The sequence below is a fragment of the Luteimonas granuli genome, assembly GCF_007795095.1.
Lineage (GTDB): Bacteria > Pseudomonadota > Gammaproteobacteria > Xanthomonadales > Xanthomonadaceae > Luteimonas > Luteimonas granuli.
Genome location: NZ_CP042218.1, coordinates 401,849 through 416,451, shown reverse-complemented (window position 1 = coordinate 416,451; position 14,603 = coordinate 401,849). Strand labels below are relative to the sequence as shown.

Annotated in this window: 11 protein-coding genes and 3 pseudogenes; 10 read left to right on the top strand and 4 right to left on the bottom strand. The window is 69.4% G+C overall.

Features of this window, described 5'->3' with window-relative positions; all coding sequences use genetic code 11:
* Window positions 1-5 precede the first annotated feature (5 nt).
* The 4 genes and pseudogenes from tgt (at window position 6) to secF (ending at window position 4,538) form a co-directional block, all read left to right on the top strand.
* The gene (tgt, locus tag FPZ22_RS01875) at window positions 6-1,139 is read left to right on the top strand and encodes a tRNA guanosine(34) transglycosylase Tgt (protein WP_144889751.1); all 1,134 of its coding nucleotides are present in this window, start codon (window positions 6-8) and stop codon (window positions 1,137-1,139) included.
* 110 nt (window positions 1,140-1,249) lie between these two features.
* Window positions 1,250-1,588: a preprotein translocase subunit YajC gene (yajC, locus tag FPZ22_RS01870; protein ID WP_144889749.1), complete on the top strand. Its 339-nt coding sequence runs from the start codon at window positions 1,250-1,252 to the stop codon at window positions 1,586-1,588.
* A gap of 103 nt (window positions 1,589-1,691) precedes the next feature.
* Window positions 1,692-3,557 carry a protein translocase subunit SecD gene (gene secD, locus FPZ22_RS01865; protein WP_144889746.1) on the top strand — a complete coding sequence of 622 codons (1,866 nt, stop codon included), beginning with the start codon at window positions 1,692-1,694 and terminating at the stop codon, window positions 3,555-3,557.
* A gap of 16 nt (window positions 3,558-3,573) precedes the next feature.
* Window positions 3,574-4,538: pseudogene (secF, locus tag FPZ22_RS01860) on the top strand (protein translocase subunit SecF).
* A gap of 736 nt (window positions 4,539-5,274) precedes the next feature.
* On the opposite strand, the gene FPZ22_RS01855 reads toward secF, so the two are convergent.
* Window positions 5,275-6,099, bottom strand: a complete 825-nt coding sequence (locus tag FPZ22_RS01855) for an inositol monophosphatase family protein (RefSeq protein WP_144889744.1) — start codon at window positions 6,097-6,099, stop codon at window positions 5,275-5,277.
* 87 nt (window positions 6,100-6,186) lie between these two features.
* Here FPZ22_RS01855 and FPZ22_RS01850 point away from each other — a divergent pair, with 87 nt between their 5' ends.
* The 4 genes and pseudogenes from FPZ22_RS01850 to FPZ22_RS14355 all read left to right on the top strand — a co-directional run.
* Window positions 6,187-6,978 carry an RNA methyltransferase gene (locus FPZ22_RS01850; protein WP_144889742.1) on the top strand — a complete coding sequence of 264 codons (792 nt, stop codon included), beginning with the start codon at window positions 6,187-6,189 and terminating at the stop codon, window positions 6,976-6,978.
* Between the two features lie 71 nt (window positions 6,979-7,049).
* Window positions 7,050-7,967: a phosphate/phosphite/phosphonate ABC transporter substrate-binding protein gene (locus FPZ22_RS01845; protein WP_144889740.1), complete on the top strand. Its 918-nt coding sequence runs from the start codon at window positions 7,050-7,052 to the stop codon at window positions 7,965-7,967.
* Window positions 7,964-9,229, top strand: a pseudogene (locus FPZ22_RS14360) (diguanylate cyclase domain-containing protein); the annotation flags it as partial. The gene FPZ22_RS01845 and the pseudogene FPZ22_RS14360, both read left to right, overlap by 4 nt.
* A 123-nt stretch (window positions 9,230-9,352) precedes the next feature.
* A pseudogene (locus FPZ22_RS14355) lies at window positions 9,353-10,093 on the top strand (putative bifunctional diguanylate cyclase/phosphodiesterase); the annotation flags it as partial.
* A 17-nt stretch (window positions 10,094-10,110) separates the two neighbouring features.
* Here the strand turns inward: FPZ22_RS14355 and FPZ22_RS01835 are convergent.
* A complete protein-coding gene (locus tag FPZ22_RS01835; RefSeq protein WP_144889735.1) occupies window positions 10,111-10,743 on the bottom strand; it encodes an exopolysaccharide biosynthesis protein in 633 nt (210 codons plus the stop codon).
* Complete coding sequence (locus tag FPZ22_RS01830; protein WP_144889733.1) at window positions 10,736-12,046, bottom strand: hemolysin family protein; 1,311 nt, start codon at window positions 12,044-12,046, stop codon at window positions 10,736-10,738. Before FPZ22_RS01830 ends, FPZ22_RS01835 begins: the two co-directional genes overlap by 8 nt.
* Window positions 12,047-12,330: 284 nt before the next feature.
* Here FPZ22_RS01830 and FPZ22_RS01825 point away from each other — a divergent pair, with 284 nt between their 5' ends.
* On the top strand, window positions 12,331-12,957 hold the full coding sequence (locus tag FPZ22_RS01825; RefSeq protein WP_144889731.1) for a DUF47 domain-containing protein: 627 nt from the start codon (window positions 12,331-12,333) through the stop codon (window positions 12,955-12,957).
* A 10-nt stretch (window positions 12,958-12,967) separates the two neighbouring features.
* A complete protein-coding gene (locus FPZ22_RS01820) occupies window positions 12,968-14,095 on the top strand; it encodes an inorganic phosphate transporter (protein ID WP_144889729.1) in 1,128 nt (375 codons plus the stop codon).
* Between the two features lie 81 nt (window positions 14,096-14,176).
* Here FPZ22_RS01820 and FPZ22_RS01815 read toward each other — a convergent pair whose 3' ends face one another.
* Entirely contained in the window at window positions 14,177-14,587 is a 411-nt protein-coding gene (locus FPZ22_RS01815; protein ID WP_144889727.1) for a hypothetical protein, read from the bottom strand.
* Window positions 14,588-14,603: the final 16 nt, after the last annotated feature.

Genomic DNA, 14,603 nt, shown 5'->3' with positions numbered 1-14,603 from the left:
CCCAGATGTCCCGGATGCACTTCGAACTGTCCGCCACCGACGGCGCCGCACGCCGCGGCCGGCTGACCTTTCCCCGCGGCACGGTGGAGACGCCGGCATTCATGCCGGTGGGCACCTATGGCACGGTCAAGGGCGTGCTGCCCGCACAGGTGCGCGACCTGGGCGCCGAGATCATCCTCGGCAACACCTTCCATCTGTACCTGCGTCCGGGGCTGGAGGTCATCGAGGCCCATGGCGGCCTGCACGGCTTCACGCGCTGGGACGGGCCGATCCTCACCGACTCCGGCGGCTTCCAGGTGTTCTCGCTGGCGCACCGGCGGAAGATCACCGAGGCCGGCGTGACCTTCGCCGCGCCCACCGACGGCTCGAAGGTCTTCCTCGGCCCCGAAGAGTCGATGCACATCCAGAAGGTGCTGGGCTCGGACGTCGTGATGATCTTCGACGAGTGCCCGCCCGTGCGGAAGGATGGCCAGCCGGTCGATCCGCGGGAGATCGAGCGCTCGATGGAGCTGTCGCTGCGCTGGGCCGAGCGCTCGAAGCGCGCGCACGAGGGCAACGACGCGGCGCTGTTCGGCATCGTCCAGGGCGGGGTGCACCGCGACCTGCGCACGCGATCGGCCGAAGGCCTGCAGGCGATCGGCTTCGACGGCTACGCCATCGGCGGCCTGGCCGTGGGCGAGACCGAGGCCGAGCGCAACGCCATGCTCGAACACACGTGCCCGCAGCTGCCCACGGACCGACCGCGCTACCTGATGGGCGTGGGCCGGCCGGAGGACCTGGTCGACGGCGTCGCCCGCGGCGTGGACATGTTCGACTGCGTGATGCCGACCCGGAACGCGCGCAACGGCCACTACTTCACCTCCTTCGGCACGGTGCGCATCCGCAACGCGAAGTACGAGCGCGACCTGCGGCCGATCGAGGAGGGCTGCGGCTGTCCGGCCTGCGCCGGTGGCTACAGCCGCGCCTACCTGCGCCACCTCGACCGCTGCAACGAGATGCTGGGGCCGATCCTGGGCACCCTGCACAACCTCTGGTACTACCAGACGCTCATGGCGGGGATGCGCGACGCGATCGCCGCGGGAACCTTTGACGGTTTCCGGCGGTCCTTCCTGGAGGCACGGCAAGGCCCGCAGGGCTGACCCGTGCGGATTCCCGCAGGAGCGGCTGCAGCCGCTCCTGCGGCCCGGATCCCGGCCCTTGCAGGGCCGTGGCATAATGTTCCGCTGATTTCCGCACCGGACGACCGTCAATGAGCCTGCTCGACCTCCTCATCGCTCCCGCCTACGCCCAGGCCGCCGCCCCGCAGGCCCCGAGCATGCTGTCCACGCTCGCCTTCCCCGTGATCCTGCTGCTGATCATGTATTTCCTGATGATCCGCCCGCAGATGAAGCGCGCCAAGGACCATCGCGCCATGGTCGAGAAGCTGGCCGTCGGCGACGAGGTCATCACCAGCGGCGGCATCGCCGGCGTCGTGCGCCGCGTGGGAGACAGCTTCGTCACCGTCGAGATCGCGGACAACGTCGAGATCCGGGTGCAGAAGAACGCGGTGGGGAACGTGCTGCCCAAGGGCTCCCTGAAGAACGCCTGACGCCGGCTGCCCGCGCACCACCGGCGTTCGCGCCGGCGGGTCGCCGCGCCGCCTCCGAACCTGTCACTCCCGCCCGCGGGACGACCTCGCGCAAGAACCGACCATGCTCGAATTTCCCCGCTGGAAGTACGTCGTCATCCTGATCGTGGTGCTGTTGAGCGCGCTGTACGCGCTGCCCAACATCTATCCACAGGACCCCTCGGTGCAGATCACCGCCAATCGTGGCGCCGCCACCGGCGTGGAGCTCGACGGCAGGATCGAAGCGGCGCTGGCCGAGGCCGGCGTCACCCCGAAGGCCATCGACACCTCCGAGGACGGCGAGCGCATGGTCCGCCTGCTCGACCTCGACGACCAGACCCGGGCCGCCGACGCGCTGCGCCCGGCGCTGGGCGAGGACTACGTGGTCGCGCTCAACCTCGCATCCACCGTGCCCGACTGGCTGTCCTGGTTCGGGGCGAAGCCCATGCTGCTCGGCCTCGACCTGCAGGGCGGCGTGCATTTCGTGCTCCAGGTCGACCAGAAGGCGGCGCTCGACAAGCGTCTGGACGCCTACGCCGACGAAGTCCGCCAGGTGCTTCGCGACAACCGCATCCGCTACGACTCGGTGGAGCGCAACGCCGTGGGCACCACCGTGGCCCAGCTGGCCGACGCGGCCGACGCCGACCGCGCGATGTCGCTGCTGGCCGTCGCCCAGCCGACCCTGCTGCGCGAGGCCGTGGGCAGCCGCATCACCATCCGCGTGCCCGAGGCCGAACTCAACCAGATCTCCGCGGACGCCATCGAGCAGAACATCAACACCCTGCGCAACCGCGTGGACGAGGTCGGCGTCGGCGAACCGGTGATCACCCGGCAGGGCAGCGACCGCGTGGTGGTGCAGCTCCCCGGCGTCCAGGACACCGCCGAGGCCAAGCGCATGATCGGCGCCACCGCCACCCTGGAATACCGCGCGGTGGTGGACGGCGATCCCTATGACGCGGCGGCCACCGGCAACGTCCCGCCGGAGGCGCGCGTGTACTACCAGCGCCGCACGGGCATCGACGGCCGCCCGATCCCGGTGCTGCTCTCCAAGCGGGTGATCGCCTCGGGCGAGCAGATGGTGGCCGCACAGTCCACGCTCGACGAGAACGGCATGCCCGCGGTCAGCGTGACGCTCAACAACGTCGGCGGCCAGCGCATGTTCGACTTCACTTCGGTCAGCGTCGGCAAGCCGATGGCCGTGGTCTACATCGAGCGCATCCCGCAGGTCACCACCAACGCCGCGGGCGAGGAAGTCCGCAGCTTCCGGATCAAGGAAGAGGTGATCTCGGTCGCCAACATCAACGGCGTGTTCGGAAAGAACTTCCAGACCACCGGCTTGGAGAAGTCCGAGGCCGACGGCCTGGCACGCCTGCTGCGTTCGGGTTCGCTGGCCGCGCCGATGGATTTCATCGAGGAGCGCATCGTGGGACCGAGCCTCGGCAAGGAGAACGTCGAGCGTGGCACCACGGCGGTGCTCTATGCCTTCGTGTTCACCCTGATGTTCTTCGGCATCTACTACCGCATGTTCGGCCTGTTCACCTGCATGGCGCTGCTGCTCAACCTGCTGATGGTGGTCGCGATCATGAGCCTGTTCGGCGCCACCATGTCGCTGCCGGGCTTCGCGGGCCTCGCATTGTCGATCGGCATGTCGGTGGACGCCAACGTGCTGATCAACGAACGCATCCGCGAGGAGCTGCGCGATGGCATGCCGGCACGGGGGGCGATCGCCAACGGCTACGACAAGGCCTCGGGCACGATCTTCGACTCCAACATGACCGCGCTGCTGGCCGGCATCGCGCTGTTCGCCTTCGGCACCGGCCCCTTGAAGGGCTTCGCGGTGACCATGGTGATCGGCATCATGACTTCGGTGTTCACCGCGGTGACCGTCTCGCGCGGCATCGCCACCCTGGTCTACGGCGGCAAGCGCAAGCTCAAGACCCTGGCCATCTGACGCGGGCACACGACACATGAACATCTTTCCCCTGCGCCTGATCCCGGCGACGCCGAACATCGACTTCATGCGCCTGCGCTGGGTTTCGGTGGCGGTGTTCGCGCTGCTGACCGTCGCCACCCTCGTCGCGATCGCCGGAAAGGGCTTCAACTACGCGCTGGACTTCACTGGCGGCACTGTGGTCGAGCTGCGTTTCGAGCAGCCGGCCGACGTCGACGGTGTGCGCGAACGCCTGGCCGACGCCGGCTATCCCGGCGCCCAGGTCCAGACCTTCGGCAGCGGCAGCGACCTGCTGGTGCGGCTGCAGCCGCGCGACGGCGAGACCAGCGCCGACGCCACCGCGCGCACCGCGGCGGAAGTGCTGGCGGCGGCATCCCTGGAGGGCAACGCCGCCACCATCCAGAGCAGCGCCTTCGTCGGCCCGCAGGTCGGCCGCGACCTGGCCTGGAACGGCCTGTACGCGGTCCTGTTCGTGGTCGTGGGCTTCCTGATCTACATCGGCTTCCGCTTCGAATGGAAGTTCGCGGTCGCGGCAATCGTCACCACGCTCAACGATGTGCTGATCGTGGCCGGCTGGTTCGCGATCAGCGGCCAGGAGTTCGACCTGACCGTACTTGCCGGCCTGCTGTCGGTGATGGGCTTCTCGATCAACGACACCATCGTGGTCTTCGATCGTGTCCGCGAGAACTTCCGCAGCATGCGCGCGCCGCCGATGGAGGTGCTCAACGCCTCGATCAACCAGACCCTGTCGCGCACCATCATCACCTCGGTGGTGGCCTTCCTGACCGTGCTGGCGCTGTTCCTCTACGGGGGGGCTCGCTGGAGGGCATGTCGCTGTCGATGATGGCCGGCATCGTGATCGGCACTCTGTCTTCGATCTTCGTGGCCTGCCCGTTGCTGACCATGGGCTTCCTCAAGGTCACCAAGCAGGACCTGCTGCCGAGAGCCCGCGACGACGCCGAACTCGCCCGCAGGCCCTGAGCTGGCGGATACGGAAAAACCCCGCTTCGGCGGGGTTTTTTTTGTTCTTCTCCAGACTCCGGGGGCGATGGCGTGCATTTGGAGCGCTGTTCCTCTTGGTGCACTGACGCCTTGAAGCCGCTTCGTTGGGGTCCGCGCCGCCCGTCCCGCGCACAGGGGGTGTGCTCCCCGGCCGTCTCCGCGTCCTGCTCCCATCGGCCGGCCGCCGGCCATCCATGGCCGGCTGTCCGCACACCCCCTGTACGCGGGACGGGCTCCGGCGTTCTGCGGCTTCGGGACGGAAGATCAAAAGCGGCGGAGCCGGGCGGGATGCTCCCGGCATGACGCCCTCCGTTTTGACGTGGACGTCGACGTGCCCTCTTCCAGACCGCACGAAAGGTCGTGCCCGCCGCGGATGCAGGGGGGATGCCCAGAGCCGGCCATGGATGGCCGGCGGCCGGATCTGGGAGCAGGACGCGGAGAATCCGGCTGGGCATCCCCCCTGCTTCCGTGGCGGGCGGCCCGGGCCTCACCGGAGCGGCGGGCGGCCCGGACTTCACCGGAGCGCCAGTGGCGGCCGACCCGGACTCGAACGGAGCGTCCCCTCGATCGGGAGAAGAACTTTTTTGTTTCTTTCGGGCTCAGGGACGGTGGTCGGCACGCGGATCGTGGTTGGGCCGCATCCGAGCCGCTCCGTTGGGGTTCTCGCTGGCCGCCCCGGGCACAGGGGGGTGTGCTCACCCGGCAGTCGCGGACCTCAGTACGCCGCGGCGTAGCCCGAGGCGACGATGTTCTTCTGCAGCGCCTCCGAGACGCGCAGGTTGCCGGCCACGATCTGCCGGCTCTGCATGGCCACGTGCACCGGACCGATGGCGGCGCCCTTGTAGTCGCTGACCTTGCCGCCGGCCTCGCGCACCATCAGCATGCCGGCGGCGATGTCCCAGGCCTGCACGCCGGCCTCGAAATAGCCGTCGATGCGGCCGGCGGCGACGTAGGCCAGGTCGAGGGCGGCCGAGCCGCTGCGGCGCATGTCCTCGGCCACCGACAGCACCTGGCGCAGGCAGTCGAACTGCGCCGCCGTACGGGCGCGCTCCCGCGGGTGGAAGCCGGTGGCGATGGTGGCGCCGGCCAGGTCCTTGCGCTCGGCCACGCGGATGCGCTTCTCGTTGAGCTGGGCGCCGGCGCCGCGGCTCGCGGTGAAGAGCTCGTTGCGCAGCGGGTCGAAGATCACGCCGTGCAGCGGCTCCGGGCCTTCGCACAGCGCGATCGAGACGCACCAGTGCGGGAAGCCGCGCAGATAGTTGCTGGTGCCGTCGAGCGGGTCGATGACCCAGGTGTAGCGGCTGGCGCCCTTGCTGCCCTTCTGCTCGCCATATTCCTCGCCGAGGACGGCGTACTCCGGATAGGCGCGGCGCAGCTCCTTGACCACCGCCACCTCGGCCAGCCGGTCGACTTCACTGGCGTAGTCCATGCGGTCCTTCTCGACGACGTTGATCGCGTCGAGCCTGTGCATGTGCCGCAGCAGGATGTTGCCGCCGGCGCGGGCCGCCTTGACCATGATGTTGACGGCAGGTTGTTGCATCGCAGGCGGGCTCCGGCGTGGGGAGGGGGACGGCAGGGAGAAAGAGCAGGCGGCTCGGGGCCGCCGCGCAGTTTACCATTCGCGCCCATGAACACCGCACAGCCAGCGGGCGAAGTCCGCATCGTCCTCGTCGGCACCCAGCATCCGGGCAACATCGGCGCGGCCGCGCGCGCGCTCAAGACCATGGGGCTGGAGCGCCTCGTGCTCGTCGCACCGGAACGGTTCCCGCATGCGGACGCCGCGGCGATGGCGGCGGGAGCCGACGACGTGCTCGCCGCCGCGACCATCACCGCAACCCTCGCCGAGGCCGTGGCCGACTGCGCACTGGTGCTCGGGTGCACCGCCCGCAGCCGCCGCGTGCAGCTGGAAGAGCTGGCGCCCCGCGCCGGTGCCGCGCGGCTGCTGGACGCGGCCGGTCCCTCGGCACCGGTGGCGCTGGTGTTCGGGCGCGAGCGTACCGGTCTCGAGAACGACGAGCTGCAGCTCTGCCACGCGGCGGTCCACATCCCGGCCAATCCGGTCTACAGCTCGTTGAACCTGGCCGCGGCGGTGCAGGTCCTGGCCTACGAACTGCGGATCGCCGCGCTGGAGCGCGCCAGCCTGCCCACCGGGGGCGGCGACGGCCATCGCGAGCCACCGGCCAGCCATGCCCAGCTCGAGGGCTTCTTCGCCCAGCTCGGCGACACCCTGGACGCGATCGACTTCCACAAGGGTCGCGCGCCCGAGTCGGCGCTGCGCAAGCTGCGTCGGATCTTCCTGCGTTGCGGTCTGGACGAGCGGGAGGTGCGGCTGCTGCGCGGGGTGCTCGCCGACGCGCAGCGCATGGCGCGCCTGGCGCAGCCGGGAGGTGTTCCCGGCGATGGCGGCCACGCCGGCTGAATGGATGCCAACACGCGGGTTTTTCCGCTAGGCTGCACCATCTTCCGCCGGCAGACCGGGTCGACCCTCAGATGCTCCGCCGCCTCCGCCAGCTGCTGGTCGCGTTGGCAGCCTCGTTCGCCCTCTGCGTGCCTGCCGCCGCCACCGAGCCCGGTGTGCTGGTGCTGGGCCGGATCAGCGACGACCCGGCCGCGCACTACGACCAGCTCAAGCCCCTGCTGGACTATGTCGTCCAGCGCATGGGCGACGTCGGAATCCGCGAGGGCAGGGTGCTGATGGCCCGCGACCTCAGGCAGATGGAGAGCTATCTGCGCCGCGGCCGGGTCGACTGGGTGACCGAGACCGCCGGCAGCGCGATGGCCCTGCAGACCCGCGCCGGTGCCCGCCCGCTGCTGCTCACGGAGCGCAGCGGCGTAGGCTCCTACCACACCGTCTTCATCACCCGCCGCGACAGCGGCATCGAGGGCCTGGACGATCTGCGCGGGCGCAGCATCGCCTTCCAGAATCCGACATCCACCAGCGCCTACTTCGTGCCGGCGATGACGCTGATCGAACGCGGTCTGAAGATGGAGATCCTGCTCTCGCCGTTCGACCGCCCCGCGGGGGATTCGGTGGGCTACCTGTTCGCGCGCTCCGAGTTCAACATCTCCACCTGGGTGCACAAGGGGCTGGTCGATGCCGGTGCGCTCAGCAACCTGGACTGGGACAGCGTGCAGCGCATGCCCGAGAGCTACCGCCGCGACCTCGTCGCCGTCCATGCCACCGGAGACTACCCGCGCGCGCTGGAGATGGTGCGCGGCGACCTGCCGGATGCGATCGCCACCAGGCTGCGGGAAGTGCTGGCCGAGGCCAACAACGATCCCGATGCCAGCGAGGCCCTGCAACGCTTCTTCGGCACCACGCGCTTCCTTCCGGTGGATGCGGAGACCGCGGGCGCGCTGGACACGCTCAGGGCCGGCGTCGCCCGCGTCGGCGCGGTGATCGAATGAAGCTGGGCACGAGCCTGTACGGCCGATTCCTGATCGCCCTGGCGCTGGCCCTGCTCGCGGTGGTGGCGGTGGTGGTGGTGGTCCTGCACCGTCAGGAGGCGATGCGCGACGACGTGCTGGTGCTGGGCAGGCAATCGATGCACGCCCTGGCCTTCGATCGCATGGCCGAACGCTCGGAGGCGGCGACAGTGCAGGTCGCGAGTGACCTGGTCAATCCGCTGTACTACTTCGACCTGGACGAGATCGGGGTCCTGCTGCGCGCCGTGCTCAAGCAGCCCGACGTGGTCTATGCCGTGGTCTTCGACAACGACGGCGCGGTGATCCACGACGGTTCGCGCGACATCCGCAGCTACGGGCAGGTGATGGATGACCCGATGGCGTTCGAAGTGATCACCGCCCGCGGGCCGCACATCCAGGTGAGCGAGGACCTGCTCGACGTCGCGGTGCCGCTGTACATCGGCGACGTGCGCCTGGGCGGCCTTCGGCTCGGCTATTCGCTGGCGGCAGTCGCCGCCGACGAGCAGCGCGCCGCCGCCGGGATGGACGAGCGGCTGAGCGCCACCGGCCGGCGCCACGCCGGCTGGATCATGGCCGCCATGGTCGGGCTGTTGCTGCTGGCCATCGGACTGGGTGTGCTGGTCCAGCGGGGCCTCGTACGGCCCGTGCGACGGCTCGCCGACGCCACGCGCGCGATCGAGGCCGGCGACTTCGCCGCCCCGCTGCCCGACACCGGCCGCCGCGACGAGGTCGGCGACCTGACGCGTGCCTTCGGCCGGATGCGCGAAAGCATCCTCCGCCAGGACCGCGACATGCGGCGCATGGCCTATACCGACGCACTCACCGGGCTGGCGAACCGGCTCGCGTTCCGCGAGGAGCTCGACCGCAGGCTGATGGAGCTGCACGGCGCAGGCCGCCAGCTGGCGCTGCTGTTCGCCGACATCGACGACTTCAAGCGCGTCAACGACACCCTCGGCCATGACGCCGGTGATGAGGTCCTGGTGCAGTTCGCGAGCCGCATCCGCGAGACGGTCGATCGCCTGGGGGGCGAAAGGTCGCTGCTGGCACGATTCGGCGGCGACGAGTTCGTCATCCTGGTGGAGTCCTTCTCCGGCGGTCAGGGAGGCATCCGAGACGATGCGGCCCACCTCGCCGAGACCCTTGTGGCCGAGCTCGGCCGGCCGATCGTGATCGACGGCCGCCAGGTCTTCCTCGGCACTTCGATCGGCATCACCGTGTTTCCGGACGACGCCGCCGGCGCGACGATGCTTCTGAAGAACGGCGACATCGCCATGTACCAGGCCAAGGTGGCCGGCAAGAACTGCCACCGCTTCTACAGCCGCGCGATGGACCAGGCGGTGGAGCGCCGGGTGCGCATGGAACAGGACCTGCGTGGCGCATGGGAGCGCGGCGAGCTCAGCCTCGCCTACCAGCCGATATACCGCCTGGAGGACAGGCGCCTGGTCGGCGCCGAGGCGCTGCTGCGCTGGCACCACCCGGAGTACGGGGCGGTGGCGCCGTCCGTGTTCATCGATGTCGCGGAGCAGAGCGGCCTGATCGAGACCATCGGTCCGCAGGTGCTGCGCGCGGCCTGCATGGACGCGGTGGAGTGGAGGAGCGATTTCCCGGGCAACGACCTGTTCGTCTCGGTGAACGTGTCGCCGCGGCAGCTGCGCAGCGGCGACCTCGCCATCCAGGTGGAGCAGGTGCTTGCGCAGACCGGCCTCCCCGCCGACGGGCTGCACATCGAGCTGACCGAGACCGCGGTGATCGGCGACGAGCAGCGGGTGAGCGGCCTGCTGGCGCGCCTGCGCGACGCCGGCATCAAGGTCTGGCTGGACGATTTCGGCACCGGCTTCTCGGGCCTCAGCCATCTCCGCAGGGTGCCCGTGGATGGCGTCAAGATCGACCGCAGCTTCATCGCCGACGTCCTGCGCGACCCGGACGACCTGGCGCTGACCACGGCGATCATCGCCATGGCGCATTCGCTGGGCATCACCGTGGTCGCCGAGGGCGTGGAGAAGGAAGGCCAGTACGACGTGCTGCGCGAACGTGGCTGCGACCTCGCCCAGGGCTATTGGCTGGGCTATCCCATGAACGGGCACGACTTCCGCGGCCTGCTGGCCTGAGGACGGAGGTCCGGTCCTCAGCGCCCGGGAAGGAACCAGTCCAGCGCCAGGGCCCCCAGAGTGCCACCGGCGGTGCCGAAGGCGGCGATCGCAGCCAGGCCGGCCACCCAGGCGAGGAGCATGAGCGCGCCGTCGCGCTCCAGCAGCGCCAGGGCGTATGCGAGCAGCAGCAGGCCGAACACGTAGTTGGTGAACGGGATGGGCAGCGCCAGCAGCACGCCGAGCAGGAACAGCAGCAGGCCGGTGACCATGGTCGCGGCCGGATGGTCGATCAGTCCGCCGAGGCGTGGGCGGACCACCCGTTCCAGCCGCTTCAGCCACGGCGAGACCCGATGCTCGAAGCGCGCGAGAGTACCGCGCTTCGGACCCCGGTCGGCGATCACGCGCGGCAGCCAGGGTCTGCGCATGCACAGCAGCAGCTGCACGCCGATCACGCTCACCAGCGGACCGCTGAGCGCGCCGGCCACTCCGGGAATCGGCAGGAAGGCGGGCAGGGTGGCGATGAACAGCAGCATTCCGAACAGGCTGCCGCCCAGGCCCTCCATCACAGAGCGAAGGGTGACGACGTCGTCCGCGGGGCCCGCCGCCAGCGCCGCCAGCAGTGCGCGCGCGCTCGCCCGCGGGCGATGCCGTCGAGCGTGCTCAGCCATCGCCCGGCGGGTCGCCGACGACGCGCTGCAGCAGCAGCTTGTCGATGCGCGGTCCATCGAGGTCGACCACCTCGATGCGCCACCCCGCCCACTCGAAATGCTCGCCCACGGCGGGGATGCGGCCGAAGTGGGCGATGATCATGCCGGCGGCGGTGTTGTAGTCGTGTTCGTCGGCATGGGGCAGGGGCCTGCCGTTGAACAGCTCGCGCAGCGAATCCACGCCAAGGGCGCCGTCGACCAGCAGCGAGCCGTCGTCGCGCTCGACCACCAGCGGATGCGCGTCGGCGCCTTCGCCGCTGGAGGTGCGGCCGATCACGGCCTCGAGGACGTCGTTGACGCTGATGATGCCGGTGACGTCGCCGTACTCGTCGACCACCAGGGCCAGCGACTGCTGCTCCTCGCGCAGGATCTCGACCAGCTTCAGCGCCGGCGTCGACTCGGACACGAACAGCGGCTCGCGCAGATGCTCGAACAGGTCGAACTCGCCGGCCTGGAAGCGATCGATCAGCGATTTCACCTCGAGGATGCCGATCACCTCGTCGTCGCTGCCGCGGTACACCGGATAGCGCGAGAACGGGGTCTCGCGCATGGTCGCGAGGTTGTCCTCCAGCGTCTCGGCCGCGTCCAGCCAGGCGATGCGGGTGCGCGGCGTCATCAGGCTGTGCGCGTCGCGGTCGCCCAGATGCAGCACCCGGTTCATCATGTTGCGTTCGTCGGCGTCGATCACGCCCTGCTCGTGGCTTTCGCTCACCAGCAGTCGGATTTCCTCTTCGGTCACCTGCGCCGCCTGAGTGCCGTCCAGTCGCAGCAGGCGCATCAGTCCGCGCACCGAGGCGCTGAGCAGCCAGACCACCGGGGTCGCGATGTGCGACAGCCAGTGCATCGGTGTCGCCACCAGCGACGCCAGGCGCTCGGGCGCCAGCAGGGCCAGGCGCTTCGGCACCAGCTCGCCGAGCACGATGGTGAAGTAGGTGATCAGGCCGACGGCGACGGTCTTTCCGACCAGCCCGGCGTAGTCCCCGAGCAGGGGCAGCCGGGGCGCGAGCCAGGATTCGATCATGGAACCGATGGCGTCGCCGCCCAGCATGCCGGTCAGGATGCCGACCAGGGTGATGCCCACCTGGACCGTGGACAGGAAGCGTTCGGGGTGCTCGGCCAGCTCCAGCGCCCTGCGCGCGCTGCGATGGCCGTCGGCCATCTGCTTGAGCTTGCCCTTGCGCGAGGTCACGACCGACATCTCGGACAGCGCGAAGAAGGCGTTGCACGCGATCAGCGCCAGCACGATCAGGATCAGTTCGATCATCGGCCCGGCCCTCCCGGCCGGAGGCTCCCGGGGGCGTCGGAGCGGGTGTCATGTCCTCGCATGGCGCGAGGGGTGGTACTCGGGTCGTCGTCCATGGGGGAAACGGCGCGTCGGGCGCGGCGAAAGATCATAGCAGGTCCGTTCCGACCGCCGGATCGCGCCTCCCGGCACCGGAAGTGGTCCTGGTTGCGGGAACCATGCGCTCCTGCGGATGGCGGAGACTGTCACAAGCCAGTCATAATCCGCGCCTTCGGCCGTCCATTCCGAGACGGCGGGGTGACCCGATGTTCTCGTTGCAGACCATGTTCGGCCAGGGCAAGCAGTTCTACACGCTGCTGGAGGAAGCCGCGCAGGCGGCGCTGGATGCCGCCACCGCGCTCCACCAGATGCTGCGCGAGGCCGACCGGCAGCCGGCGCTGGACGCCTTCAAGCTGGCGCGCCTGCGCGAGCGCGAGGCCTCGAACAAGATCAGCCAGGCGCTGGTGGACAGCTTCATCACGCCGATCGAGCGCGAGGACATCGAAGCCCTGGGCTCGGCGCTGTACAAGATCCCCAAGCAGATCGAGAAATTCGCCGACCGCTACGCACTGGCCACCCGCCACCTGGAGCACATCGACTTCGCGCCGCGCGCGGCAATGCTCGAGCAGGCCGCCGGGGTGGTGGTGAAGATGGTGAAGCAGCTGCGCCATCTGAAGCTCGAGCCGATGAAGGCGCTCAACGACCAACTGCGCACCATCGAGAACGAGGCCGACCGGCTGATGCTGGAGCTCTATCGCGACATCTATTCCGGCAGGCTGGACGCCCAGCAGATGTTCCTGCTCAAGGAATTCTTCGAGATCCTCGAGAAGGCCATCGACCGCTGCCGCGAGGCCGGCGTGGTGGCCTACGAAATCGTGCTCAAGAACAGCTGAGGCCGGCGCCATGCTCACCCTGGTGCTGGTGGTCATCCTGGTGGCCCTGACCTTCGAATACATCAACGGCTTCCACGACACCGCGAACTCCATCGCCACGGTGGTGGCGACCAAGGTGCTGTCGCCGATGCAGGCCGTGGGCCTGGCCGCGGGCATGAACCTTGTCGGAGCGCTGGCGGGCACGGCGGTGGCGAAGACCATCGCCTCGGGCCTGATCGACGCCGGCGTGGTCGAGGTCGGCTCGCAGCTGATCCTCTGCGCGCTGCTGGGCGGCATCACCTGGAACCTGATCACCTGGTGGTTCGGCCTGCCGTCCTCGTCCTCGCACGCGTTGATCGGCGGCCTGATCGGCGCCGCGCTGGCCGCCACCAGCAACAACTGGGACTCGATCATCTGGTCCCAGCCGGCGGAGCCGGTCTACCGCAGCGCCGGCGTGCTGTGGAAGGTGATCGTGCCGATGGTCAGTTCGCCCGTCCTGGGCTTCGCCGCCGGCTTCCTGATGATGGGCGTGCTGTTCTTCGCGATCTCGATGATGGCGCGCAGCGGCGGTCGGCTGGCGCGCATCGCGCGGCCGCGCTGGGTCAACGGCTTCTTCGGCAAGGCGCAGATCGTCAGCGCCGCGGGCATGGGCTTCGCCCACGGCATGAACGACGCGCAGAAGACCATGGGCATCATCGCCCTGGCGCTGGTGAGCGCGCAGTCGGCCGGGACGCTCGATGCGCTGCCGGGCTGGCTGGCCTTCCTGCACCCGTCCGAGGGCGCGCTGGCCGACGGCGACATCGACACCTGGATCAAGATCACCTGCGCCCTGGTCATGGCCGCGGGCACCGCCGCCGGCGGTTGGCGGATCATCAAGACCCTGGGCCACAAGCTGGTGAAGCTGCACCCCATCCACGGCTTCGCGGCCGAGACCAGCGCCGCCTCGGTGATCCTGGCGGCGTCGTCGCTGGGCATCCCGGTGTCGACGACGCACAACATCTCGTCGGCGATCATGGGCGTGGGCACGGCCAAGCGCCTCAACGCCATCAAGTGGACCGTGGTGGAGAAGATGATCGGCGCCTGGATCCTGACGATTCCGATGTCCGGAATGATCGCCTGGGGCCTGTATCGGCTGTTCGGCTGGCTGGGCTGGCTGTAAGAACCCGCAGGAGCGGCCGAAGCCGAGACCGGGTCCTCCATCAATTGCATCGCGGCTGCGGCCGGTGCTGCAGCATCGGGGTCAGAGGAGGTCGCCCTCCGCGCCGAGCATGCGTTCCAGGCGGTCGCCCATGCCGCCGATCTCCAGCACCAGGCGACCGAGCTCGGCCGCGTCCAGGCTGTCGTAGGGACGGTTCTCGCACAGCTGCAGGTAGGGCACGTCGTCGAGCAGGCCGACGGCAAGATATCCCACGCGGCTGTTCCAGTTGAAGGCCAGGGCGCGGCGCGCGTCGACGCCGGTGATCGGGGCGACCGCGGTGCTCACCCGCAGGTAGCAGCGCCTGTCGTCGTCGTGGAGTTCGGACAGGAAGATCGACTGGTGGCGGCGCCCGCCGTCGAGGCTCAGTTCGACCCCGACCACGAAGGCCTCGTTGACCGTGGTCCGGAAGCCGTTGCTCGCGAGATGGCAGCGGACCTGTTCGAAATTCTGCATGGGGGCCTCCCGCGCA

Coding starts and splice junctions, on each gene's coding strand:
- FPZ22_RS01835 (WP_144889735.1), bottom strand. CDS start 10,743: ATGGCTGAGCACGCTCGACGGCATCGCCCGCGGGCGAGCGCGCGCGCA.
- FPZ22_RS01815 (WP_144889727.1), bottom strand. CDS start 14,587: ATGCAGAATTTCGAACAGGTCCGCTGCCATCTCGCGAGCAACGGCTTC.
- FPZ22_RS01825 (WP_144889731.1), top strand. CDS start 12,331: ATGTTCTCGTTGCAGACCATGTTCGGCCAGGGCAAGCAGTTCTACACG.
- FPZ22_RS01850 (WP_144889742.1), top strand. CDS start 6,187: ATGAACACCGCACAGCCAGCGGGCGAAGTCCGCATCGTCCTCGTCGGC.
- yajC (WP_144889749.1), top strand. CDS start 1,250: ATGAGCCTGCTCGACCTCCTCATCGCTCCCGCCTACGCCCAGGCCGCC.
- FPZ22_RS01845 (WP_144889740.1), top strand. CDS start 7,050: ATGCTCCGCCGCCTCCGCCAGCTGCTGGTCGCGTTGGCAGCCTCGTTC.
- FPZ22_RS01830 (WP_144889733.1), bottom strand. CDS start 12,046: ATGATCGAACTGATCCTGATCGTGCTGGCGCTGATCGCGTGCAACGCC.
- secD (WP_144889746.1), top strand. CDS start 1,692: ATGCTCGAATTTCCCCGCTGGAAGTACGTCGTCATCCTGATCGTGGTG.
- FPZ22_RS01820 (WP_144889729.1), top strand. CDS start 12,968: ATGCTCACCCTGGTGCTGGTGGTCATCCTGGTGGCCCTGACCTTCGAA.
- FPZ22_RS01855 (WP_144889744.1), bottom strand. CDS start 6,099: ATGCAACAACCTGCCGTCAACATCATGGTCAAGGCGGCCCGCGCCGGC.
- tgt (WP_144889751.1), top strand. CDS start 6: ATGTCCCGGATGCACTTCGAACTGTCCGCCACCGACGGCGCCGCACGC.